The 26,926-nt window shown below is 38.4% G+C and carries 15 protein-coding genes; 8 read left to right on the forward strand and 7 right to left on the reverse strand.

Translation table 11 applies throughout. The features are described 5' to 3' along the window. Positions 1–92: 92 nt before the first annotated feature. Positions 93–1,910 carry a M10 family metallopeptidase gene (locus tag NSTC745_RS05340; protein WP_445636219.1) on the reverse strand — a complete coding sequence of 606 codons (1,818 nt, stop codon included), beginning with the start codon at positions 1,908–1,910 and terminating at the stop codon, positions 93–95. 437 nt (positions 1,911–2,347) lie between these two features. Between NSTC745_RS05340 and NSTC745_RS05345 the strand changes: the two genes are divergently transcribed. The 3 genes from NSTC745_RS05345 (at position 2,348) to NSTC745_RS05355 (ending at position 12,442) form a co-directional block, all read left to right on the forward strand. Beyond that, positions 2,348–5,827 carry a two-partner secretion domain-containing protein gene (locus NSTC745_RS05345; protein ID WP_445636220.1) on the forward strand — a complete coding sequence of 1,160 codons (3,480 nt, stop codon included), beginning with the start codon at positions 2,348–2,350 and terminating at the stop codon, positions 5,825–5,827. An 11-nt stretch (positions 5,828–5,838) separates the two neighbouring features. Further along, a complete protein-coding gene (locus NSTC745_RS05350) occupies positions 5,839–9,084 on the forward strand; it encodes a two-partner secretion domain-containing protein (RefSeq protein WP_445636221.1) in 3,246 nt (1,081 codons plus the stop codon). Between the two features lie 103 nt (positions 9,085–9,187). Then, a complete protein-coding gene (locus tag NSTC745_RS05355) occupies positions 9,188–12,442 on the forward strand; it encodes a two-partner secretion domain-containing protein (protein ID WP_445636222.1) in 3,255 nt (1,084 codons plus the stop codon). 261 nt (positions 12,443–12,703) lie between these two features. On the opposite strand, the gene NSTC745_RS05360 is transcribed toward NSTC745_RS05355, so the two are convergent. The 4 genes from NSTC745_RS05360 to NSTC745_RS05375 all read right to left on the reverse strand — a co-directional run bounded on the left by NSTC745_RS05360 (position 12,704) and on the right by NSTC745_RS05375 (position 18,438). Beyond that, entirely contained in the window at positions 12,704–14,161 is a 1,458-nt protein-coding gene (locus tag NSTC745_RS05360; RefSeq protein WP_445638534.1) for a ShlB/FhaC/HecB family hemolysin secretion/activation protein, read from the reverse strand. 746 nt (positions 14,162–14,907) lie between these two features. Next, positions 14,908–15,645, reverse strand: a complete 738-nt coding sequence (locus NSTC745_RS05365) for a DUF928 domain-containing protein (RefSeq protein ID WP_445636223.1) — start codon at positions 15,643–15,645, stop codon at positions 14,908–14,910. 74 nt (positions 15,646–15,719) lie between these two features. Next, on the reverse strand, positions 15,720–17,609 hold the full coding sequence (locus NSTC745_RS05370) for a CHASE2 domain-containing protein (RefSeq protein ID WP_445636224.1): 1,890 nt from the start codon (positions 17,607–17,609) through the stop codon (positions 15,720–15,722). 67 nt (positions 17,610–17,676) lie between these two features. Then, the gene (locus NSTC745_RS05375; protein WP_445636225.1) at positions 17,677–18,438 is read right to left on the reverse strand and encodes a DNA-binding response regulator; all 762 of its coding nucleotides are present in this window, start codon (positions 18,436–18,438) and stop codon (positions 17,677–17,679) included. Positions 18,439–19,013: 575 nt separating this feature from the next. Between NSTC745_RS05375 and NSTC745_RS05380 the strand changes: the two genes are divergently transcribed. The 5 genes from NSTC745_RS05380 (at position 19,014) to urtD (ending at position 25,950) form a co-directional block, all read left to right on the forward strand. Then, on the forward strand, positions 19,014–21,101 hold the full coding sequence (locus tag NSTC745_RS05380) for a S8 family serine peptidase (RefSeq protein ID WP_445636226.1): 2,088 nt from the start codon (positions 19,014–19,016) through the stop codon (positions 21,099–21,101). Between the two features lie 295 nt (positions 21,102–21,396). Then, the gene (gene urtA / locus NSTC745_RS05385) at positions 21,397–22,707 is read left to right on the forward strand and encodes an urea ABC transporter substrate-binding protein (protein WP_096535833.1); all 1,311 of its coding nucleotides are present in this window, start codon (positions 21,397–21,399) and stop codon (positions 22,705–22,707) included. A gap of 227 nt (positions 22,708–22,934) precedes the next feature. Continuing rightward, the gene (locus NSTC745_RS05390; protein WP_445638535.1) at positions 22,935–24,095 is read left to right on the forward strand and encodes an ABC transporter permease subunit; all 1,161 of its coding nucleotides are present in this window, start codon (positions 22,935–22,937) and stop codon (positions 24,093–24,095) included. Positions 24,096–24,116: 21 nt separating this feature from the next. Continuing rightward, positions 24,117–25,226, forward strand: a complete 1,110-nt coding sequence (gene urtC / locus NSTC745_RS05395) for an urea ABC transporter permease subunit UrtC (protein ID WP_445636227.1) — start codon at positions 24,117–24,119, stop codon at positions 25,224–25,226. Next, a complete protein-coding gene (gene urtD, locus NSTC745_RS05400; protein WP_445636228.1) occupies positions 25,201–25,950 on the forward strand; it encodes an urea ABC transporter ATP-binding protein UrtD in 750 nt (249 codons plus the stop codon). The genes urtC and urtD overlap by 26 nt, the downstream gene beginning before the upstream one ends. A gap of 66 nt (positions 25,951–26,016) precedes the next feature. Here the strand turns inward: urtD and NSTC745_RS05405 are convergent, their stop codons facing one another. Then, positions 26,017–26,604, reverse strand: coding sequence for a Uma2 family endonuclease (locus tag NSTC745_RS05405; RefSeq protein ID WP_445636229.1), 588 nt, complete (start codon positions 26,602–26,604; stop codon positions 26,017–26,019). 83 nt (positions 26,605–26,687) lie between these two features. Then, a complete protein-coding gene (locus tag NSTC745_RS05410) occupies positions 26,688–26,921 on the reverse strand; it encodes a Uma2 family endonuclease (protein WP_445638536.1) in 234 nt (77 codons plus the stop codon). Positions 26,922–26,926: the final 5 nt, after the last annotated feature.

Below are 26,926 nucleotides of genomic sequence, written 5' to 3' on the forward strand. Positions count from 1 at the left end.
AAAATAAAATCAGATTCATTGTATATTTGTCAATCAATGCCATATAAATCCACATTTAGAGACGTTGCAATGCAACGTCTCTGTCAAAATTTCTAAGCAGTAACGAAAATATCTGCGTTGGTTAGAGACAATCCAGCATTGAGTGTGGCAATTTGGATTTTAGCGATCGCTCCCGTACCATCTTGGTCGAAGAACAGAGAACCGTTAGCTTTATCATAAAGAAATATTTGGCTACCTGTGGTTGCTGCTGAACCGAGGAAAAATTGATTAGCAGCGATGGCGGCACCAGCAACTAACCCGCCGCCAAAACCAGCCTTAGAAACGGCAATTGTATCGTCAACTACGCTAAAATCAGTAATCTTGTCGATTCCTTCAGTGCGAGAATTGAATGTAAAGCGATCTGTGCCTGTACCACCAGTGAGTGTATCGTTGCCAGCACCACCAACCAAAATGTCGTTACCAGTACCACCAATGAGGCTGTCATTGCCAGTACCACCAGTTAGGGTATCATTACCACCGCCACCATTTAATGTGTCATTTCCAGTGTCGCCATTAAGTTGATTGTTAGCGCCGTTACCAGTGATTGTGTTGTTGAGAGTGTTACCAGTACCGTTGATTGCAGATGTGCCTGTAAGAATCAGATTTTCTAAATAAGCTGGGCCTAAATTAAAGCTATAAGCAGATTCAACTGTGTCTGTACCTTCATTAGCGTTTTCGGTGATAGTTATGTAATTATCACTGGTGAATATATAGCGATCGTTGCCAGTGCCGCCATATAAACTATTATTGCCACTACCGCCATTGAGGGTATCATTCCCAGCGCCGCCATAAAGCGTGTCATTTCCCGCGCCACCTAAAAGACTGTCGTTTCCAGCTTTTCCATCAATGACATCGTTTCCGCCTTCCCCAGACAAATAATTGTTGTATCCATTTCCTGTTAAAGTGTCATTAAAATTGCCTCCGATGGCATTTTCAATCACAGATATACCGCCTTGGGAATTGGCGATGGTAAATCCTCCTTTAATACCAACAACTTGACTAATAAAGCCACCAGCATCAGGATCGTTATTCTGTAAAGTCGCATTATTCAAGTCGATAATTACTGAATTAGTTGCGCCTTGACCAGATATTGTATCTGTTCCGCCTGCATCCCAAATACAAGACCAATAGGTTCCAACGCCATTATAAGTTGGCAGCAAATAAACATTATTTCCTGTGTTGTATGTCTTATTAATACCGTAAATATGTTGGATAGCTGCAATATCAAACGCCATTGGCCCCGCAGCATAACCCCAATTTGTAGGATAGCCAGGGGAATAAGAACTGCTATCAGTGTTGTAAGACATGATTGTCGTTACAAACTGATTGAGATTAAAGTCGCCATCATCAAAAGCACCGTTAACGCCAGGAAAAATAGAAGAACCTCCTCCATTATCGTGAGGATGAGCTAATCCTAAAGCATGACCAATTTCGTGAATAAAAACGTAGTAGTAGTAGCTACCAATTAATAGTTTTCCATTAGGGTTGTCATAATAAGGCTCCCAACTAATTCGCACATCTCCTTCCCCAAACTCGTCAGATTCTCCTGGTGGATTTGCTTGACCTAGTACGCCATCACTGTCAAAAATAGAAGAATCAACACTATGAAAAGTTAGTTCAGCTTGAGAATCATTAAAACCAGAATACTCTAGCTGGAAGTTCGCTACATTTGACCAAGCTTTGATTGCATTAGTAAAAGCGTTGATTTCGGTGCTATCGAAGGAGTAATCCCAATATTGATTATCAACAAAAGAATAAGTAATTTTTCTATTATCGTTTTCAATCTTCCAACGACTGCCCCATAGTAAACTATCTACATAGACTAAACCAGTTTTAGGAACACCACCAGTAGAACCAACAAAAGTAGACATTTGTTTCTCCTTTTCGGAATCAAAATCAGATGATTATTTCGGTTGCTGACTAAATATATTTAGAGGAAATAGGGAACAGGTTTGATTTATGAACTGAATTTGTAGAGTCAGGGAATAGACAATAAGGCTGAGAAACCGAGGAACAAAATATAGAGTAAGAAAAGTAAGAAAATTATTCGCTCAGGTTTTATGCAGTGTTATATGCAAGATTATGTATGGCAGATTGCAGAAAACTACATTGTAATTTAGCTGGTGATATGCACAAGATTAGCGATTAGTCAGGATTCGGTGAAAAAGAGCGATCGCTTCAATATCAAAACTAGTTAATCGTGCAATCTCTGGTAATATGATTGCTGTGTCTAATACCGAACAACAAGATCCCTGACTTCTTGGAGAAGTCGCGGATCTGAGCCTATAAATTTACATAAATTTATCTCATGATTAATCAACCTTATTTAAATTGGTATTGCCGCTTTGGGCTATCAATTAGTTTAAGTTTTATAACAAATTTTAGCGCCTTAGCTCAAGTAACACCAGACCAAACTTCAGGAACACAAGTTACAGATATCGGCTTAGGTTCTTATATTTCAGGCGGCACAACAGTTGGCAATACAAATCTATTCCACAGTTTCAGCAGTTTTAGCGTTCCTAATGATGGCGGAGCAATTTTTCTTAACGATTCCAACATTAGTAATATCTTTGCACGAGTAACTGGTGAAACAGCATCTAATATTCAAGGATTGATTTATGCCCAAGGTGCTGCTAATTTATTTTTGATGAATCCCAACGGTATTATTTTTGGAAAAAATGCCCAGTTAAATATTGGTGGTTCCTTTGTAGCTACCACAGCTAATGCAATTCAATTTCCTAGCGGTGCAGAATTTTCCTTAACTTCTCCAGTTACACCCAATGATTCATTACTCAGCGTCAATCCTACAGCATTTTTATTTAATCAAATTGCTAACCAAGGGGCAAACTCAATAGAAAATCGTGCGATTTTGGCGGTTCCCAATAATAAAAGTTTAGTCCTACTTGGCGGTCGCATTTCACCTACACCTGAATCTACAGGACAAATTTTAATAGATGGAGGACAACTCGCCGCGTTAGACGGTAGGGTAGAGATTGGTGGGTTAACTGCACCAGGAATAGTAGGGCTTAATGTTGATGACGATAATTTAAGCTTGATTTTTCCTGATGTTGTGGCGAAAACAGATATCTCACTTGTGAATCAATCTGTTGCCATTGCCGTTGGTGCAAGTGGTGGTGATATTGTAGTTAATGCTAATAATTTCAATTTAGAAAATTCGAGTTATTTATTTACTGGTATAAATTCAAGTCAAGGAACTCCTGACACAAAATCAGGTGATATTACTATTAATGCTACTGGAGTTGTAACACTCAATGAAAATAGCGTTTTTGGAAATACTGCTTTAGGCATTGGAGATAGTGGTAACATCAATGTTAGTGCGCGATCGCTACAAATTAATAGTGGTAGTATTCAAGCAATTGCCACAGAGGGTAATTCAGGAGTTGTTAATATCAAAGTTGAAGATACAGTTTCCCTATCTGGAACAAACGCTAATGGTTTCGGTAGTCTAATTGCAAGCGCGGTTCAACCACGTGACACCTCTATATCTAGAGAACAAACGTTTTCAGGAACGCCAACCTACGGAAGAAGCGGTGGTATTGATATCCAAGGACGAAATCTTTTGCTCACAGATGGTGCTTTGATAAGTGCTACGAACATTTTTGCAAATGATTCTGGAGATATTAAAATTCAGGCTTTTGATACAATTAGTTTGAACAATTTAGCTGCAATACTCTCTTTAAGTTCTGATGGAAAAGCAAAAGCAGGTAATTTATCGATTACTACCAATTATTTGAATCTGCAAAACCAGTCTCAAATCTCAGCTAGTACTTTTGGTGGTAACAGTGGCGATATTAATATTGCGGCTCAGAGTATTAATTTAAATAATTCTTTTATTTCTGCATCTGCTAATTCTTCTCCCGAAGTTCTATCTGATGTCGGTGATGCTGGCAATATAAATATTAAAACTGGAACAATTACTTTAACAAATTATGGAAGTATACTTTCTGTTTCTGGAGAACCAGAACCAGGTGAAACAATTGGACGTGGCGGAGATATTAATATTACAGCCACTGATTTAATAGAAATCGATCCCAAAGGTTCAACAGATAGAATTACTGGTATTTCTGCCACAACTTTTAGCAGTAGTCGTGCTGGTGATGTAACACTAGACACTAAAAATCTCCTGGTGAAAAATGGCGGTTATATCACAGTAGGAGCCGTTAATAATTTGGGTGGTGATGCAGGTAATATTACTATCAATGCATCAGATTCTGTTGATTTAATTAGCTCAAACGCTAATTTTCGTAGTTTGATCTCTACACAAGTTCAACCTGTAGGTAATGGCGGCGATATAACAATTAATACTAAACGTTTGCAGTTAACAAATGGAACTATCAGCGCCGGAACTTTTGGCAAGGGTAATGCTGGTGATATCTTTATTGCCAGCAATGATGGGGTTATTGTTGACAGCGGTATAATCGATAGTCGCGTAGGAGCAGGAGGAGTTGGTAATGCTGGAGATATTAAAATTCAGACACGAAAACTAACTTTAACTAACGGCGGTGCTATTAGTACTTTAATTGCTGAAGCAACGGAAAATTTGCCTGCTGGACAAGGTAACGGCGGAAGTATCCGCATTGATGCTGCTGATGCAGTAACTATTTCAGGAACTAATATAAATGGAAATGCAAGTGGAATATCAAGCGAAACCCAAAGTGGGACGCTTGGTCAAGGTGGAGATATCATAATCAACACAGATTATTTCCGTCTAACAGACAATGCTTTTGTATCAGCAGCAACTAGTAATTCTAGTAACAGCGGTAATATAACTTTCAATACTCGTGTATTTGAAGCATCAAATGGTGGATTGATAACTACAGGAACTGTTGGCAGTGGTAAATCTGGTGACATTACCATCAATGCCGCAGATAGTATCACTATCTCTACCAACTCAAATAATATCACTGGTCTATTTGCAGGTACTAGTTCTACTGGAAACGGCGGAACAATATTCTTATCTACAACTAACTTTAATTTATTTACAAGCGATTTAAACTTGCCTAATAACGTTGCCGGAGTTTCTACAAGGAGTAATCAAAGAGGTGTTGCAGGCAATATTAATATTACTGCTAAGGGTAATTTTAGGGCGAGTAATAGTTTTGTAAACGCACAATCCGAACAAGCAGGCGGTGGTAGCATCAATATTACTGCGAAAAACATTCGCTTGCAGAATAACAGCGATATCCGCACCGACTTATCTACAGGTGAAGGTAATGGAGGTAATATTACCCTCAATGCCAACACTATTATTGCCTTACAAGATAGCGATATTCTCGCCTTTGCGCCAGAAGGTCAAGGCGGTAACATTACTTTTAACACTCGTGCTTTGTTGACTTCACCACTGTATCGTCCGACGCAAACTTCAACAGATACAAATACCCTTCAATCATTAAATAATAACGATCGCACCGATATCAACGCCAGCGGTGCAATATCTGGTAATATCATTGGTGTGCCCGATATCACATTTATCCAGAATAGCATCACAGAATTACAATCTAATCCCATTGATACTAATACGCTAATCGCTAATAGTTGTATTGCTCGTAATCGCAAGCAAGAAGGTACTTTTTTAATTACAGGTGCTGGCGGTTTACCTGCTCGTCCTGGCAATGTTTTAGCTTCAACTTATGCCACAGGTGATGTGCAAAATATTACTAATCATAATGCAACGCATCAGTGGAAAAAAGGCGACTTGATTGTTGAACCCCAAGGAGTGTATCGATTAGCAAACGGACAATTGGTTATGAGTAGAGAATGTGGTTGAGGACAAGACGAATGGAACTGAAATTTATCATAAACATTTCTCAAAAATCATTGCAGACACGGTTTAATTTATTGGGCTGTGTTGCATTACAGATATTATTTTTTAGTAACTGTGTCTTTGCTCAAAGCAACATTATACCGGATAACACTTTAGGTAGCGATCGCTCCCTTGTCACTCCTTTAGACACCACCAACAATTTACCAGTTGACTTAATCAGGGGCGGTGCAGTTCGCGGAGTTAATTTATTTCACAGCTTCCAAGAATTTAATGTCAGCGAAGGACGAGCAACATACTTTTTAGTTAATAACTCTAACATTCAAAATATCTTAACTCGCGTCACAGGTAAAAACCCTTCAGAAATTTTCGGAACTCTGGGTATAATTAGCGATTCTAACCCGAATTTATTTTTAATTAACCCCAATGGTATTATCTTCGGCCCCAACGCTAGTTTAGATGTGGGGGGTTCATTTGTTGCCACAAGCGCTAATGGCGTTAATTTAGGACAAACCGGTATATTCAATGCTTCGGAACCTACCAAAAGTAATTTACTCAGCATTCAACCTTCAGCATTATTTTTTAATGCTGTTAACAATCAAGCAGAAATTATTAATAATTCTAGGGCTAGAGCGACAGTATTAGGTTCTGTATTGAATGGCGATCCTCAGCGTCAAATATCAGGACTGACAGTGCTTGATGGCAAAGATTTATCACTAATAGGTGGAAACGTTACTTTAGATGGAGGGTTTATATTTGCTCCTGGCGGACGGGTTGAATTAGGAGGTTTAACAGAACCAGGAATAATTAATTTAGATGCTACAGGTTGGCGTTTTCCTGATAATGTTGCACGAGCAGATATATCTCTGGCAAATGGAGCTTCTGTTTTTATGGCATCTGGCGGTCGAGGTAGTATTGCTGTTAACGCCCGCAATTTTAATCTTGCAAGCGGAAGCAGTCTCATCGTAGGTATCAATCGAGGTTTAGGAAATATTAATAGTTTCACAGGAAATATTGAAATTACTGCTACCAATAACGTGACTATTGAGGGTACAAATTCGTCTTTGACTGGAATTAGCAATGCAATACAAGGTACTGGTAATGCGGGAGATATAGTTATCAATACAGCTAATTTTGAAATTATTGGTAAGGCCTTAGTAGGTTCCTTTACTGCTGGAAAAGGTAATGCTGGAAATATTGATATTCGAGCTAGAGACAAAGTGACAATTTCGGGAATTGGTTCAGAAAGTTCAATTAGTAGCTCTGTTGGAAAAACAGCTGAAGGTAGGGGAGGAAATATTACTATCCAGACAAAAACTTTTGCTTTAAATAATGGTCAAATTAGCGCCAATAGTTTAGGACGCGGGAATGCAGGTAATATTCAAATAAATGCTGCTGAATCTTTTAGCATTAAAAATTCACAAATAGGAACTAGTAATTTTGGACAAGGAGATGCGGGAAAGATCGCAATAGAAGCAGAAAAGGCAGATATTGTATTTGATTCAAGTCTGATATCCAGCGCTGCGGGGGGAAGTGTATTATCAGGAACCATCACTAGCGGTCAAGCTGGTGATATTGTAATAAAAGGGCGATCGCTTTCTTTGACTAACAACATTATTCAAACTACTACGGTAGGACAGGGAAACGCAGGAAATATAATTTTAGACATCCAAGACAATGTTTCCCTAGCAAATAGTTTTATGTTTGGTGTAGTTGCTCAGTCAGCTAGTGGTCAGGGCGGTAATGTTACTATTGAATCTGGTTCCCTTTCTCTAACTGATGGTTCCGAAGTGAATGTTAGCACTTCTGGTAAAGGGGATGGAGGAAAGATATTTATCAATACTAATTTGATAGAACTTACTAATAATTCATTCATTGGTTCTAGCGCTTTTGGAGAAGGAAATGCTGGTAATGTAACTATCCAAGCTAGAGATAAAATCTCAATTTTCGGAAACGATAACCAAAGTGGAATAAGTAGTAGTGTTGGAGAGTCAGGTATTGGTAATGGAGGGGATATCGATTTGCAAACAGGCTCGCTCTTATTAAATAACGGTATCATTGGTGCGGCTAATTTTGGAGCAGGAAAAGCAGGAAATATCCGCATTAAGGCAACAGATTTGATTTCTGCAAGCGGTGACTCTCAAATACTAACTTCTAGCACTGGACAGGGAGATGCAGGAAATATCATTATCGAAGCGAAAAATACCCCTGTCTATTTTGACAGAACTTTAGTACAAAGCGTTGCAGCCTTTAATTCCCAAGGAGTGGTAGGCGGTGGTAAAGGAGGGGATATCACAATTAAAGCGCGATCGCTTTCTTTAAGCAACGACGCTTACCTACAAAGCAGCGCTTTCGGACAAGGAAATGGCGGCAATATATTTCTAGAGGTGCAAAATGATGTGTCGTTGAGCAACTCTTCCATAAGTAGTGGAGTGATAGAGACAGCTACCGCTAATGGTGGTGATATTAATATTCAGTCTGACGCGCTTTTTTTGACAAATAACTCTTTTATAAATAGCAGCAGTATTGGTAAAGGAGATTCAGGTAATATATCTATTAATCTGCGTAATAGTTTGCGTAGTAATAACAGTACAATTGGCACAGCTAGCACACAGTCTTCAGGTGGTACTATCAATATCGCAGCAAAAGATATACAACTGCGGGGTGATAGCGATATTCGTACAAATGTCCTCAGCGGTGCAGGCGGTGGTGGCAATATTAACCTTACTGCTAATACCATTATTGCCTTAGAAGACAGCGATATCTTAGCATTTGCTAGTGATGGTAGAGGCGGCGATATTACTTTTAATACCCAAGCATTTTTAAGTTCTCCACTCTACCGTCCCCAAGCTCAAACAGGCGATCGAGCAAATTTGAGGACAAAATTAGAGGGCAATAATCGCGCCGATATCAACGCCAGTGGCGCAATATCTGGTAATATCATCGGTGTACCCGATATCACCTTTATCCAAAACAGCCTCACAGAATTACAAGATAATCCTATTGATACTAATGCTCTAATTGCTAATAGTTGTATTGCTCGTAATCCCAAGCAGGAAGGTACTTTTTTAATTACAGGTGCTGGCGGTTTACCTGCTCGTCCTGGCAATGCTTTAGCTTCAACTTATGCCACAGGTGATGTACAAAATATCAGCAATAATAGTACAACCCACCAATGGAAAAAAGCCGACTCAATCATTGAACCTCAAGGTATTTATCGGCTAGCAAATGGTGACTTAATAATGAGCCGAGAATGTCGTTAAAACCTCAATTCCAAAATAAACTCTTCTCAACTCCTTTTCTCTGCGCCTCTGCGCCTCCGCGTGAAATAAATCCATCTTCTTAAATAAACTGATAGATATAACTGTGATTAATCAAAATTGTCCGAATTGGTGTTTACGCTTAGGGCTATTGTTTAACTTTGTTTTAACAACAAATATCAGTGCCTTTGCTCAAGTAACAACTGACCAAAGTTTGGGTACACAAGTTATAAATAATGGCCCATTTTATTTTATTGAAGGTGGCACAACTGTTGGTAACATAAACCTATTCCACAGTTTCAGCAGTTTTAGTATTCCTAATGGCGGTGCGGGAATTTTTCTCAACGATTCCAGTATTACCAATATATTTGCACGAGTAACTGGTGGAACCGCCTCTGATATTCAAGGATTCATTCGCACCCAAGGTACTGCTAATTTATTTTTGATGAATCCCAATGGTATTATATTTGGAGAAAATGCCGTATTAGATATTCGTGGTTCATTTGTAGCTACCACAGCTAATGCAATTCAATTTCCTGGTGGTGCTGAATTTTCTTTAACTTCACCAATTACACCACAAAATACTTTACTAAGTGTCAATCCTACAGCCTTTTTGTTTAACCAAATTGCCAATCAAGGCGCAAACTCGATTGAAAATCGAGGTATTTTAGCAGTGCCGAACAATAAAAGTTTAATCTTACTTGGTGGTCGTATGTCACCTACACCTGAATCAACAGGCCAAATCTTCATGGATGGAGGAGCAGTTGGAGCACGAGATGGTAGGGTAGAAATTGGTGGATTAAGCGCACCAGGAACAGTAGGACTCAATGTCGATAACAACAAATTCAGCTTGACTTTTCCTGATGGTATACCGAAAACAGATATCTCACTTGTGAATGTTTCTAGTGCTTTGAGTTTTGGTACAAACACAGGCAATGTTGTAGTTAATGCGAATAATCTCAGCCTAAAAAACTCCAGTAGTATTTATACATCTATAGCTAGAAATCAAGGCACTTCTGAAACTAAAGCGGGCGATGTTTTTATCAATGCTGATGGATTTATTAGCTTAGAAAATGAAAGTTCTATTGCTAGTGTTGGGATTGGAACAGGAAATACAGGAAACGTCAATATTTCTGCCAAATCGCTAGAACTTATGAATGCAAGTAAAATTAATTCCACTACTACAAAAGGTAATGCGGGTGGGGTTAATATCAAAGTTGAAGATACGATTTCTCTTATTAATAGCCAAATTGTAAGTCAGGCTTTTTCAGCAGAATTAACATCTTCTTCAGAGGTAGTCAGTTCGCAAACACGGACTGATGGCAGCAGTAGTGGTATTAATATCCAAGCTCGAAATGTTTTGCTTTCAGATCGTGCTTTAATAACTTCTAGCAACATTTTAGCAGGCAAACCTGGAGATATTAAAATTCAAACTGATGATTCAATTGTTTTGAATGATACAGCGATTATATCGTCAATTACCGACGGTCAAGAAAATGCAGGGAATTTATCAATTATTGCTAATCGCTTAATTTTAAATAATGGTTTCTCGAACATATCAGCAAGTACTTTTGGTAACGGTAATGCTGGAAATATTGATATTAAAGTAAAAGAAATGAAAATAGACAATAGGTCTTTTATCTCATCGAATGCATTGAACTCACAGACAAATGATTCTGTTGGTAATGGAGGAAATATTAGTATTGAAGCAGAACGAGTATTTTTAAAGAATGGTGCATTTATAGCTGCTCAATCTGGAGGAGAAGGACAAGGAAAAGTCGGCCGCGGGGGAAACATAACTATTACTGCTAGTGATGGCATAGAAATAGATGGTACAGAAACAAACGTTTTTGCTACTGGCTTTTTAACCTCAAGCAAAGGAAATGATGCAGGTAATATAACTATTAATACTAAATTTTCAAAATTCATAAGTGGAGACATAAGCGCTCAAACTTTGGGTGAGGGTAATGGAGGTAATATCATTATCAACAGTACAGATGCAGTCATTATTGACGATAGCGTTGTTACTAGTGAGATAAAAGAAGGTGCAGTGGGGAAAGCTGGAGATATTCAAATTAATACAGCAAAATTTACCTTAATAAATGGCGGTCAAATTATTGCAGATATTAGTGAACCAAATGGAAATCTCCCTGGAGGACAAGGCGAGGGTGGAAATGTTCGCATTGATGCTGCGGATGCTGTAATTATTTCCGGACTAGATGTAGATGGGTTTCCTAGCTTAATATCAGTTAGCAGTGACAAAGGAAGTATTGGAAAGCCAGGAAACATTACAATTAACACAGGTTATTTCCGTTTAGCAGAGAGAGGCGAAATCAGTGCTAGTACAAATAATTCTAGTGATGGAGATAATATCACCATCAACGCTCGTACATTTGAAGTATTGAATGGTGGACGAATTCTCAACTCAACTAGCAGTAGTGGGAATGCTGGTGATATTAATATAAATGCTAAAGATAGTATAACTATTTCTGGGATAACTGCTGATGATTATAACGCAGCTATATTTGCAGGCACTAATCCCGATTCTATTGGTAATGGCGGAACAATATCTTTATTCACAAATAACTTTAATGTAGCTAATGGCGCTGGAGTGACTGTACGTAGCCAGGGACAAGGTATTGCAGGGGATATTAATATTATTGCAACAGGAAATTACACTGCAAATAATGGCTTTGTTAGCGCTAGAGCCGAACAAGCAGGCGGCGGGAATATCAATATTACTGCGAAAAATATTAGTCTGCGTAATAACAGTGACATCCGCACCGACCTTTCTACAGGTCAAGCAAATGGAGGTAATATTAACCTAAATGCTAACACTATCATTGCCTTAGAAGATAGCGACATTCTGGCATTTGCACCTGAAGGTCAAGGTGGCAATATTACTTTTAATACCCGTGCTTTATTGACTTCACCTTTATACAGCCCGACGCAAACATCAACTGACAGAAATACTCTTGAGTCATTAGCTAATAGCGATCGCACCGATATCAACGCCAGCGGTGCAATATCTGGTAATATCATTGGTGTGCCCGATATCACCTTTATCCAAAACAGCCTCACGGAATTACAAGATAATCCTATTGATACTAATAGGCTAATTGCTAATAGTTGTATCGCTCGTAGTGCTAAACAAAAAGGTACTTTTTTAATTACAGGTGTTGGTGGTTTGCCTACCCGTCCTAATAATGCAGCAACCTCAAATTATCCAACAGGCGATGTACAAAATATTAGTAATAATAGTATAAATAGCCAGTGGAAAAAAGGCGATCGCATTGTTGAACCACAAGGAGTGTATCGACTAGCAAACGGTGATTTAGTGATGAGCCGAGAGTGTAATTAAGCGTTTAGTATAAATTGGGTCAAAAATTGCAGTTAACTCTTGGAGTGAAATATAAAATTGTAAATGTAGCTTGACAAAACTAAAATAACTTACCAATTTATAAGAAAATAGTATGACAATGAGCAAAACTGCAAAAATAGGCAAAGTAACTACCACAATCACTATTACTAACCAAATTGACCAAACTCTTGCAAAAAGAGGATTTATTCCAGTAGAACAAAAAAATTCAGAATTCAGAATTATTTTTGACAATTATTGGTCTTAAAACGCTTGATATCGCAGCGAAAAAGTAAAACCATTATCTTGTAGAGTATTCCCACTACTATTCACATCAATTAGTGGAATACCATAATCTAAACGCAAATTTAAATTTTGAATTGGTTGCCAAATTAAACCTAATCCCAAACTTGCAAGTGTCTCTGAACTAGAGTTAGTACCGCGATTATTCCACGCCGTACCGATATCAAAAAAAGGCGCGACTTGCAATGTATTGGAAGATGTTAAAGGAATACGAGCTTCAATTGAAGCTGTAATTCCATTGTCTGCCACAAACTCATTTTGACGGTAGCCTCGGACTGTATCAACTCCACCAATACTAAATTTTTCTAAAGATAATAAAGAATCTCCTGTCAGTTGTGCATTTAGTCTGGCTAATAAAATTGTTCTTGGTGATAACCGCTGTACCCATTGAAATTGTCCTAGCCAAGAAAAGAAACGTCCGTCTGTACCGGAGTTGTTAACTGTTGCGTCAAAAGCATCAATACCTACACTAAATTGAGAACGTGCAGCTAAAACTCTACTAGCACTGCGTTCCACCCAATCTTGTGAAAAACGAATTACTGTCACTTTTGACAAACCGTTTTCTGGGCCTTCAGAAAAAGAAAAAGGAATGTCATTGAGTAAAAATGTTTGGCTGCGGCGTAAATCTAACCCTAAACCAATAGCAAATTCGGATTGGGGTTTGCGGTACAAAGGCTGGCGATAATTAAGAGAATAAGTTTGCGCGTCGCTTTTAATATCCAACTCGCTAAATTCATCTTCAATGATGCGGCTGTCACTATTGTTGACGCCAAAAGCAAGAGTACCGTTATTCGGATTTAGGGGAATTGTATAGCTGAAATTATATATATTCAGTCCTTCGGTAATTCCATATTCAGCAGTGAAACTATCCCCAAAACCCGACAAGTTATCATGACTGAGAAATATTCCTGCTTGGGTAGAACCAATACTAGGAGTTTGATTGTTCGCTACAAATACTCCGCCATGAAATGCAGCTGCTTCGGTAATTGTTACTTGTAAGATATTGCTACCGGGAGTACTACCGGCGGTTAATTGTGCGTTTACCCGTTCGATTAAAGGGTCGAGTTGTAATAGTTGTAGTGCTTCTTCTAAACGTTTTTGATTCAAAGGTGCAGACGAAGCTTTTCGCAAACGCGATCGCACGTATACTGGTTGTAATCTTCTCAATCCTCCTAGTTCAATTTTTTCTAGTTCGCCTTCTACTACTTGAATTTGTACGACACCATCAGTCAGATTTTGATTGTTGGGTAAAAATGCACCGCTGGTGACGTAGCCATTTTTAATGTAAAGTTCAGTGATATCCGAACGTAGCTGAACCAAGTCTGCAAAAGTCACTTGACGGTTTTCAAATAGCTTAATTAACTCTGCAATTTCATTTTTTAAAACTGTAGCTCCCAGAACTTCGACTTTTTTCACCATAAAACTTTCACTACTGGGAAAACTCGTATCCGGTGATATTGGTGTCTCAGGAGGAGTCAGAATCTCAGGAGAAGCAGCAGGTGGAGTCGGGGGAGGAGTTGGCGAGGGGGTTGGCTTAGGAATCGTTTGATCGAGGGTTTCTGGTGTTGTTGGCGGAATATTAACTCCAGGTGGCGGCGTGGATTGAGCAGATACAACACTTGGGAAAATAATTAAACTTAAGATTAGGGATATACTGTAGTGCTTAAGTCTTGGTTTTTCTCGTTTATTATTCAACTTTAAATCGATATTTTTCACAAAAATTAAGTTAGTATTTAACACAAAAAATATTTTTATTAAATTAATTTTAGATTATCACGATGCGTTTTTGCTGGCAAGTAATTTAGATAAAATTGAATGGCGATCGCCAAGATATCTTGATATTTATTCCTCTATATATGGTCAATTAAAAGCAGAAGTTAACTTTAGCGATCGCAGCTAAAATTATACAATCATTCACTATTAGTAATGATTATAAAAACTTTTTGTCAAAACTCTAATATTTATGCTGTTAACGCTATCTCGCCTTAGAAGATCCCCCCAACCCCCCTTAAAAAGGGGGGCTTAGTTCTCTCTTTTTTAAGGAGGGTTAAAAAGGATCGAGCCTTAACTCAACTGTATTGCTCTATAAGACTTTCATCAAATTTAGATATGTAAGCTAGATGCTGTTTACAGCCAAGCGTCAACACAAAAATATGCACAACATATCACTTTTCTTCATTTGCAATTCTTTGTAAATTTCCTATCCGCTTTTTAACTAGTTGTTCGTTCTCTTTGGCTCTAGGTGATTCATATTTGGCGAACTCTTGAACAAGAGTTGAACCGGCTTGTCCCAGCTTTCCAGGACTAGCTGAGTTGAGCGCTTCAGCTAAGGCTTCATACCACAAATTCGCTGCGGCGTAGGTATTAGATTTTTGCAAAATATTGTCTGTGGTCAATAATTTGTTTTCGATTGTAGATGGTATTTCTACAACCATAAATTCTGCTCTTTCTACTAAATCGTCTCCCGGACAACTGATTGCTACTTGCCAAAAATATTTTTTACCTACGGTTAATTTTGGATAATTTTCCGGAAGAGATATTTGAAAAATACCCGCTGATGTTTTTTGCTTGATAGGGTCACTGAATGCAGTGACTGTTTTGTTGGAAACAAACTCAAAAATTTGAAATTCTATTTCCTGAGAACTAGATACATAACCTGCAAAAGTCGGACGTGTAGAACCTGTATAGGCAATGTATGTTTTGGGTGCAAGTAATGTTAAAGGAATTTGATTATCTAAATTCGGACATCCTCTACTACCTCCGCTTCTGGTGTAGTCGCTTGCAGGTTGGCGATCGCTTGGTCTAAAATTAGCACTTGCTAGTGGGGTGAAAAACAATAACAACCCCACAACAGAACTAGTTGCTAAGTTGGTATTGATAGTTTTGTTAAAAACCTGTGACATTTGATGCCTCATATTTGAGAAGGGAATATTGAAATAAATTTATCACCCTCCAGTTACTATGTATTACGGTGTTACTATTTTCTTAATCTCCAACTTATTTCACAAACCGTTCCTTTGGGAGCAATACTTTCACGCCTAAAATCACCTCCCAAGTTTTTGGCAATATTCCTCAGTTGTTTCGTTCCTTTACTTTCAAGGGATGAAACAAGTCCAAGCCCATTATCCTGAATTTTGAGAATATAAAAATCTTCATTTTTTTTGCCAATAGCTTCGATACGTTTGACGCCTTTAGCATGTTTGCCTACGTTGCATAAGGCCTCTTCCAGAAATAAACAAAGTTCTTGTTTGTTATGCACGCTCAAATATTTATCTTCTACTGGTTCAAAAGTGCGAATTTTTACCTTAATATTTTTCAAATATTCCAAATCCTGGCGTTCGAGCGTGCTAGTATACACTGCATAAAAAAGCTCATGTATTGGGCATTTTAAATCAAGCTTTAAACCGCTACCCAAACGAAGGCTTTCTTCTTGAGATAAAGCTTCAAGCTTTAGATATTCGCCAATTTCTCGAATTTCATAATTAAGCTTTTCTAACTGTAATTTTAACTCTTCATGCGGCCAATTTTGAGCTTGCATCTGTCTTAAGACATTGGCTAAAGTTTGTAGAGGGCCGTTATGAATTACAGTAAATGCATGTTCAATTGTGTGTTGGCGTTCGTTCATTTTAATTTTAAATAATTGATTATGTTGATATAAAGCAAATGCAAAACCGCTCAACCCTAAACCATTTATGATTAAAGTTAATAAACCCGGTGCGATGGGAATCCACCAACCGGATGAAATCAGCACTAAACCCAAAGCAAATAAGGCTAAAGCTGCTACTACAACCGCCAGTAAATTTTTCCATAAAGATTGTGTTAACCAAAAAAGAATTATCGGATAACAGCCGCAAGCTATTATCCATATATATTCCCATCCATCTGGCCAAACTTTTAACAGCGATCGCCCGCTAATCACTGCATTAATTATCTGAGAACAAGCGTGAGCATGAAATTCTACTCCATATATTTGCCCAGGTATTTGTTGATAAACAATCGCCGAAGTATTGACAAAATCAGGCACGCTGCTAGCAACAATTCCAATTATCACTACTTTATTTTTTAACAGTTCGGGATTAAAATTTTCACTGTTAATATCCTTGAATGATAAAATATGAAAAGGCTTTTTACCAGCCCGAAAGTTCATTAATATCTTTAATCCACTGCTATTTTCGTTGACGTATCCTCCAGTGTTAGATATAAAGCGCGGCAGTTCTGTAGTTTTAAATCTGATTGTATTTTGGTCAACTATGCCAGTTTCAATATTAATATTTTGATGAGATAAATAAGCTTGTGCTAACTGTAGCCCAAAGGAATATTTATCTTCTTCAGGATTTTGAGGGTTTTTCGGTGATGGCGTCCAAAGTAAGTAGCGACGATATTTATTATCCTTATCTACTACGATGTCAGAAAAACCTATTTGCTGTGGTGGTAAGTGTGGCGGTGGTGAAATGGGATCTGGAGGTAATATTTTTTCAATACCAATAAGATTTTTAGAATTTTGAAATACTTCTACTAATTTTTTATTACCTGGTTCAACAGGTAAATTTCTAACTATATCAAGACCAATAGCGATAGGTTTATATTTCTGTATTGTTTGTATCGCTGTTGCAATTTCCCCATCTGGAATGGGATAACCAAGTCTGCGAATATCTTCTTCATTAATACCGACAATCACAACTTTATCATCACTTCCTTCCGCAGGACGCGAACGCAAAAACGTATCCAACGCCATCAATTCAAAATCTTGTAAAAATCCATATAAACGTGCAATTACTATAACAACTAAAAATGTCGCTCCTGGAAGTGATGCCAGTAACAGAATTTTGATTTCATTTTGAATTCTTCTCCAATTAACCCACACCATAAAGATTTTGATTTGAATTTATGTTTCAATTCTGAATTCACCAATTATGAATTCTGAAGATAGATAACTAATCAATTAATCCTTCTTGTCGAGCGCGGATTTCTGTTTGAATGCGGATATTTTTACCTTCCTTTTTACAATCTTCTGGATAAAGTCCGAGAACATCTTGAATTTTTGTCCAATATGCTCTAACTGCACGTTCAGATCTATACATTCGTTCGGATATTAATTTATCTGTTAATCCTTCTTCAAAAGCCAATCTTAAAACTTCTAACCATTCTGGTTTGAGTTCTAAACCATTTTTGATATCTTGTGTATGAGTTGCACCTTGGAGTGCTATGTAGACGCGAGATAACATTTCCTGTTCCGATAATCCTTTATCTGCGATCGCAAATCCACCTTGATGTTCGTCAATCTCATGTTTTATCCTAACCAAAGCCTTTACATAACTGCTTTGCACCATTAAATTTTGCTGTGGATATTGTTTGAGCAACTGTTGAATTAAGTTGATACCTATATCAATTTGCGCTGTCATTCCCGTATCTTCTGGTATGGATAAATCCATCACAATCAAGTCAAAGCAAGAAATCCCACTCTTATCGATAGCCTCAGTTCCAATCTTACTGAGAGCCTCAAATGCGCTTCTAACTTTGATAATATTTGCATTTGGATATTCTTGTTGCAGTAAATTAAAGGTTGCAGTCAATATTAATTGGTGGTCATCAATAAGTAAAATTTTCATCGTCGGTGATTGAGATAAATCTTGACTTTCGATTGATGTATCAGCATAAACTTTAATCGTTGGCTGTTGATTGTTAGCTATTAACATTCAATGAACCTCAGGAGTGATTGCGTAATTTAAAAGCGTTACAGCTTATCTCTCTGGTGAATCAACGTTTTTATACGTTCATATACCGCATCCTAAACGATCGCACTTTGCTTACTCCTTGTTTTTATATTTACTTTATAACTAAATCGTTAACCAGGCTCAGGTTTAGCCCACAAGCCAAAGCCTGGGGCCATGAAACCAAGCCTGTCTATCCCTTCTACCCTAAAATGCACAACGCTGCACATAGCCGAGTTTCTCGTAAAGTTACGGGAATGCTTAGCCAACACAGTAACAATTAACGTTAATTCTGGCTGCTTTTAATAGGGTATTGTAATTTTTGCAACACATTTTTGAAATTGCAATGCAGTTTTCTGCAATCTTGCATACACCATGCTGTATCTCAGCAAGCAGCAAAGGTGCGTGAATTATATCAATGATTTCTCTATTCTATTTTATGTACGTAAGTACATTACTAATCGTCAGAATTGTTCCTAACGAATGACTCATATGTGGGGGCGTACAGCTTTACGCCTCTACATTCTCTTGCAGACTTTCAGAATTAAGGAGATAAATATATGGTTACTTTACCTGCTGATTTTTTATTCCCTTATCAATGGCATTTGTATAACCCTGGAGGTTTAGATCTTAACGTTATCAATGTATGGGATGACTACACGGGGAATGGCGTTATTGTTGGTGTTATTGATGATGGATTTGATTATCTCCACTACGACCTGGATGGTAATTATGACACAACAATTGATTATGACTTTAATGATAACAATTTCTCTGCCTACGGAAATTCAAATGATAATCACGGGACATCAGTAGCAGGTATCATTGCTGCGGAAAATAATGGACTTGGTAGTGTTGGAGTTGCCTATAATGCAACAATAACAGGCTTTCGGGCTATTTCTAGCAATTCAATCGATGGATTAATTGTTGGAATTACTAATGCTTTGTGGAACTCAGTTAATGTTGATGTTGTGAATAATAGTTGGGGGTTTGGAGGGTTGGATTCTCCTTATAACCGCTTTTATGATAATTTCAACGATTATTCTTTCCTTTCAGCAAATCAAGCCATTACCAATGCTGTTGCTAATGGCCGTAATGGATTGGGAACAGCGATCGTATTTTCAGCCGGTAACCAACGCGAAATAGGAGATAATACCAACTATCACAACTTTCAAAACTCCCGCCACGTTATTACTGTAGCAGCCCTCAATGCTGATGGTTCGGCATCTACATACAGTACTCCAGGCGCTTCCATTCTCGTTTCTGCCTTTGGTAGCGGCATATCTGGCAGCATTGTAACCACCGATCGCATCGGCTATGGTGGCTATAATTCCGACGATTATAACTACAGTTTTAACGGCACTTCAGCCGCCGCCCCAATGGTTTCTGGCGTAGTTGCCCTAATATTGGAAGCAAATCCCAATTTAGGTTATCGAGATATCCAAGAAATTCTCGCCTATTCTGCTCGTCAAAACGATCCTTACGCATGGGGAGCAGATTATATTTGGCAATACAACGGTGCTAAAAATTGGAATGGTGGAGGCTTACATGTCAGCCAAGATTATGGATTTGGCTTGGTTGATGCTCATGCTGCTGTACGTTTAGCAGAAACTTGGCATCAGCAAAGTCGATTAGACAACGAGCAGAGTCTTTCTTTTAGTTCCGGTAATTTAGGCTGGATTATCCCAGACAATGACAACGCAGGTATCAGTCATACTTTTACTGTCGGCGCAGATTTGGATATTGACACTGTTGAGGTAGAACTCGATGTAACTCATCCCTATCGTGGCGATTTGGTTGTTTATCTAACTTCTCCCAACGGAACTCAAAGCGTTCTCGTTAGCCAACCTGGCAATAAGGAAGATGAGGGAGACAATATCGTCTTTAAGTTTTCTAGTACGCAACACTGGGGAGAAAATAGCGGCGGTAACTGGACGCTTACAATTAAAGATTTAGGCCCTACAGATATTGGTATCTTTAATAGTTGGAAATTAAATTTATATGGCGATGCAGATACTGTTAATGATACTTATTTCTACACCAATGAGTATGGCATCTATGGTGCCACAACTCTAACTGATACTTCTGGTATCGATACAATTAACGCTGCGGCAATTACTTCCAATTCTTACTTAGATCTGACTCCGGGTTCTGCGAGTACTTTAGATGGAACTTCCCTAACTATTAGCGGCGAAACCGTCATAGAAAATGCCTTGGGTGGTGACGGCGATGACATCATTATTGGTAATAGTGCTGCTAACTTTTTATATGGTGGTAGAGGTAATGACATTTTAGCTGGCGGAACTGGTAACGATACGCTAACTGGTGGAACCGGATACGATCTATTTACTTTTTACTCTCCCATCGAAGGCAGTGACGCGATCGCTGATTTTAACGCCCTTGATGATACAATTTGCATCTATGCGGCTGATTTTGGTAGCGGGCTAATTGCTGGTGGTGCGATCGCTGTTAATCAATTCGCTTTCGGTACGGGAGCTACAACGAGCGATACTAGATTTATCTTCGATGGAGATAGCGGTTCTTTATCCTTCGATGCAGATGGAACAGGAGCGATCGCTCAAACCCAAATTGCTACTCTCAACGCTGGACTTTCTTTGAGCAATGCTAATATTTACGTTTTTGCTTAATTAACTCAAGCATACAGTCAGTTAAAAATCAACTTCTTAGTAAATGAGCGAAGATTTGAAGCTAAATCAGAGGATAGTACTAAAATACTATCCTCTGATTTATATTGACATGATAATTGCATCGAGTAAACAAAAGTTAACATTTAAATTAAATTTTTTATGACAAAAACAAATATTTTGTATAACAAGTCACTTTTTACTAGTAAACTATGGCACTAATATCACAATTTAATCATTGATATTGTCAGCTTTCTATGAGTTGGCTAGTCGAGTGACAGGAGAAGTTATCAAAAATATGACAAGAGAATTTAACCGACGCAAGTTTTTAATCTACGGCTCTGCAACTTTTACAAGCAGCATTTTTTTGAAAGCTTGTGCCAATAATACCCCAGTTGCTACAGAAACTGCTCCTCCCGCCGCTTCTCCTGTTGCTGCTGCTAATGGCGACACCATTAAAGTAGGTATATTACACTCCTTAAGTGGTACGATGGCTATTAGTGAAAAAAGCGTTGTTGATGCTGAAAAATTAGCAATCAAAGAAATTAACGCTGCTGGTGGTGTTTTAGGCAAACAAATTGAAGCAATTAGTGAAGACGGTGCTTCTAACTGGGATACTTTTAGAGAAAAAGCAACCAAACTAATCGACCAAGATAAAGTCGCTGTAGTTTTTGGCTGTTGGACTTCTGCCAGCCGCAAGAATGTCAAGCCAGTATTTGAGAGCAAAAATCATATGCTCTGGTATCCCGTACAATACGAAGGTCAAGAGTGTTCTAAAAACATTTTTTATACAGGCGCTGCACCAAATCAACAAATCGAACCATCAGTTGATTGGCTGTTAAAAAATAAAGGTAAAGAATTCTTTTTAGTTGGTTCTGACTACGTTTTTCCCCGTACCGCTAACACAATTATCAAATCCCAATTAGAAGCTTTAGGCGGTAAGACAGTTGGTGAAGATTACTTACCATTGGGTAACACAGAAGTCACACCAATTATCACTAAAATTAAACAAAATTTACCCAACGGTGGCGTGATTTATAACACGCTGAATGGTGATAGCAATGTTGCTTTCTTCAAACAACTTAAAGGTGCTGGATTAACACCAGACAAATATCCTTCCATGTCTGTAAGTATTGCCGAAGAAGAAGTCAAAGCAATTGGTGTAGAGTATCTCAAAGGTCACTACGCTGCTTGGAATTACTTCCAAACTGTAGATACACCTGCTAACAAAAAATTTGTTGCCGCTTTCAAAAAAGAATACGGTGAAAATCGAGTCACAAATGACCCAATGGAAGCAGCATATGTAGCAGTTTATTTGTGGAAACAAGCAGTAGAAAAAGCTGGGACTACTGATTTAGAAAAAGTGCGGGCTGCGGCATACGGTCAAACTCTAGACGCACCTGAAGGTAAAGTGACAATGGATGCCAATCATCATATTTCTAAAATTGTGCGAATTGGCCAAGTTAGACAAGATGGTTTATTTGATATTGTCTATGCTACGCCTGCACCAGTTGAACCAGTTCCTTGGAATCAATTTGTGAAAGAAACTAAGGGATTTGCTTGTGATTGGAATGACCCAAACAAGGGTGGCAAATACAAAAAAGTTTAATTAGTTAGTCATTAGTCATTGGTCATTAGTCATTACAAAGGACAAATGACTAATGGCTAATGACAAATAAGGAGAAACAAGTGTTAATTAGTCATTGGTCATTAGTCATTAGTGAATCACAAAGGACAAATGACAAATGACAAATAAGGAGAAACAAGTGTTAATTAGTCATTAGTGAATCACAAAGGACAAATGACAAATGACTAATGACAAATAAGGAGAAACAAGTGTTAGCAGGTTTTTTAGAAGCTGTCTTTAATGGTATTAGTATTGGTGCTGTATTATTAATTGCAGCGTTGGGGCTAGCCATTATATTTGGATTGATGGGTGTCATTAATATGGCACATGGCGAATTAATGATGTTTGGTGCTTATACAACATTTGTTGTGCAGAATGGCTGCAAACAATTGGGTGGCGTGTGGTTTGAAAGTTATATATTTTTGGCTTTGATTATTGCTTTTCTTTTCACAGCCGTTGTGGGATTGATTTTAGAAAAAGGTGTGATTCGCTATCTATATGGGCGTCCACTCGAAACTTTGTTGGCAACTTGGGGAGTCAGTTTAATTTTTCAGCAATTTGTTCGCAGTGTGAATTGGGTTTTAGTAATTTGCATAGCTATATTTTCTCTGCTGTTTTTTGGCGGTTTATGGATTTTAAATTCTCGTACAAATTTAGAAAGAGTTCGTAGTTTAGCTGTGGCGATTTTGTTATCGCTATCGCTGGGGATAACAATCGTCACAGGTAATTTATTAAGCCAAACTTATCAGCTAGCAGTAACTCAACCTTGGTTCGGCGCTCAAAATGTGGATGTAACTGCGCCTACTTGGTTACAAGCGGGGATGTCTTTGGGTGGCGTACAATTACCTTTTGCCAGGTTATTTATTATTGCTTTAACAATAATTTGTGTGGCGGGTATTTATGTATTTTTACAACGTTCTAACTGGGGTTTAAGAATTCGATCTGTGACGCAAAATCGCAGTATGAGTGCTTGTTTGGGTATCCCGACTCAAAAAGTTGATGCGGTTACTTTTGCACTTGGTTCCGGTTTAGCTGGCGTGGCTGGATGCGCCATTAGTTTACTCGGTTCTGTGGGGCCGAATACGGGACAAAACTATATTATTGATACTTTTATGGTTGTTGTTGTTGGAGGTGTGGGAAATTTAACAGGTAGTATTATTGCAGCTTTGGCTATTGGTACGGCTAATTTTTTAATTGGTTCTGGGACTTTGGCTTTGTTGTTGAGTCCTGTTAAGCCTTTGGTAGATTTCTTTACTTTTTTCGCTACGACGAGTATGGCGAAGGTGATGGTGTTTGCACTGATTATTGTGTTTTTACAGTGGAAGCCTGGGGGAATTTTTCCGCAGAAGGGACGTACTGTTGATGCTTAAATTCACGCAGAGGCGCGGAGAATGAAGAGAGGATTGTTAGTTGAGGTGGGGGTGGTGGTGGCGATCGCACTTTCCCTGATTGTTATTATGCCAGTGGTACTGTCGGAATTTCGGTTGAATTTATTGGGCAGGTTTTTATCGCTGGCGATCGCTGCTTTGGGTATCGATCTGATTTGGGGGTATACTGGTTTACTGAGCTTGGGACATGGTATATTTTTTGGTTTGGGTGGATATGCGATCGCTATGTACCTGAAACTGCAAGTTCCAACTGGTGAATTACCCGATTTTATGGGACTTTATGGAGTTACGGAACTTCCAGGATTTTGGCAACCTTTTTATTCTTTTCCTTTCACAATAGCTGCTGTGGTATTAATTCCAGGGTTATTGGCTGGGTTATTAGGATATTTAGTATTTAGAAATCGGCTCAAGGGAGTTTATTTTTCTATCTTGACTCAAGCCGGAACCATTGTATTTTTCAACTTTTTTAACGGGCAACAAAAGTTATTCAACGGTACAAATGGGCTGATAGATTTTACAACTTTATTTGGGGCAACGGTCAGCGATAGCAAAACACAATTTGTTTTTTACGCATTGACGGTGGTGTTTCTCGGCGCAACCTACGGAATTTGTCGCTGGTTGACAAGCGGACGCTTTGGGAGATTATTAATAGCGATTCGTGATGATGAAAGCCGGGTAAGATTTTCTGGGTACGATCCTACAGATTTTAAGGTATTGGTGTTTGGTGTTTCCGGGGCGATCGCAGGTATAGCAGGAGCATTTTACACCATTCAAAGTGGTTCTATTTCACCCAGAGCGATGGATATTGCCTTTTCCATCGAAATGGTAATTTGGGTAGCTGTCGGAGGACGCGCTACTTTAATTGGCGCAATTGTCGGTACTTTATTAGTCAATTATGCCCGCACATTTTTAAGCGAACAATTTGCTGAAATCTGGCTATTTTTCCAAGGCGCACTATTTTTAATTGTCGTCACAGTACTTCCTGACGGCATAGTAGGCTGGTTGCGTAGTCAGAATTTTTCTCTTTTCAAACGCCGTCAAGAAATAGCCACATACCCTGCTTTAGAAGAAGACATCGAAGTGCAACATGAACGCCAAAATCTTAGAAACTGAAAATGTAACTGTTAGCTTTGATGGTTTTAAAGCTATAAATCAGCTAAACTTTAGCATGGACGTGGGAGAATTACGAGTAGTAATTGGCCCAAATGGCGCGGGAAAGACTACATTTTTAGATGTCATTACCGGGAAAGTAAAACCAACCATTGGGCGAGTTTTATTTAAAGGTAGAAACCTGCGTTCTTTCTCCGAACATCAAATTGCACGGTTGGGAATTGGGCGCAAATTTCAAACACCAAGAGTTTTCCTAAATTTAACGCCGCGTGAAAATTTAGAAATTACCAATAACCGCAATAAAAATATCTTTTCTACTTTGTTTGGCAGTTCTAATGCTACTGAAAACAATAGTGTTAAAGGTTTATTAGAAACCATTGGTTTAACTTCTAAAGCAGACATCCCAGCAGCTTTACTTTCTCATGGAGAAAAGCAACGTTTAGAAATTGGCATGTTAGTAGCACAGTCTCCTGATTTGTTACTCGTTGATGAACCGGTTGCTGGTTTAACAGACGAGGAAACCTACAACGTTGGCGAACTACTTTTAGCTTTAGCTCAAAGTCATTCAATCTTAGTCATCGAACACGATATGGAATTCGTGCGTCAAATTGCTAGGAAAGTAACAGTACTACATCAAGGTTCGGTACTGTGCGAAGGCAATTTTGAAGAAGTGCAAAACGACCCCCGCGTCATTGAAGTATATTTAGGAAAACAGCAAGATTTATAGTAAAAAAGCTCTTTAACAGTTATCAGTTAGAGACTATTAAATCTTACTCAAAATTGCGATCGCAATTTATCTTTCAGCTTGATTTACTGCATCAAATATTTGTGATATTTTGAGATTTAGTTGGCTAAATTGTGGAGAGACAACTAAATCATTACCAGCAAAATTACCTATCTCAGTGTAAGTTTTGTCAATAAGTTCTAAGATTAATATAGTTTGAGTTTCGGGGTCAATAATCCAATATTCAGGAATACCACAATCTTGATACTGCGATCGCTTGGCGATAAAATCTCTATCTCGTTGTAATTCTCCTGGGCTAACTACTTCAATCACCAGTAGAGGACGTAGCATCTCTAAGCGAATAGTATTACGTTTTGCTAACTGCTGAATATGCTCTTCCCTAATAATTGTCAAATCAGGAAAACGGTTTCTGGGTTCTCCTCTAACTTCCAATTCTAAACCATGTCCTCGCACTCTTTTATAACCTAACAGACATACAAATTGAATTAATAAAAATGTGGCGATCTGAACATTAATTCCTGATTCTGGAGGTATCTCGATTAACTCTCCATTAAACAACTCATAGAGTTTATCTGAGCCATCATCATAAGATAGGTATTCTTCAAAGCTTTGAAATCTATGTTTAATTTGTAGCATCAGAGTTGCTCCATGATGAGTCTCAATGCAAGTCTAGCCGATCTTCCACCAAGCGAACGAAATTTGCCAATAGTCGCTTGCTTCTATTTACCTGGTAATTCTAATCGATTTGCGCTCTTAAATACCTCATCTACTATTAGCGTCCAATTAGCAATTACCGCTGATTCCATACGAGTTCCACCCGTAAATACCTTATCCTCATACTGTCCTTCCACCCACTGGCAAATCGCGATTTGTTGCATCTGTGCGTCAACAATCCAATACTCTAATATTTCTCTAGCGGCATACTCCGTCCGCTTATAGCGATAATCACGAATGCGGT

The organism is Nostoc sp. DSM 114161 (assembly GCF_052692665.1).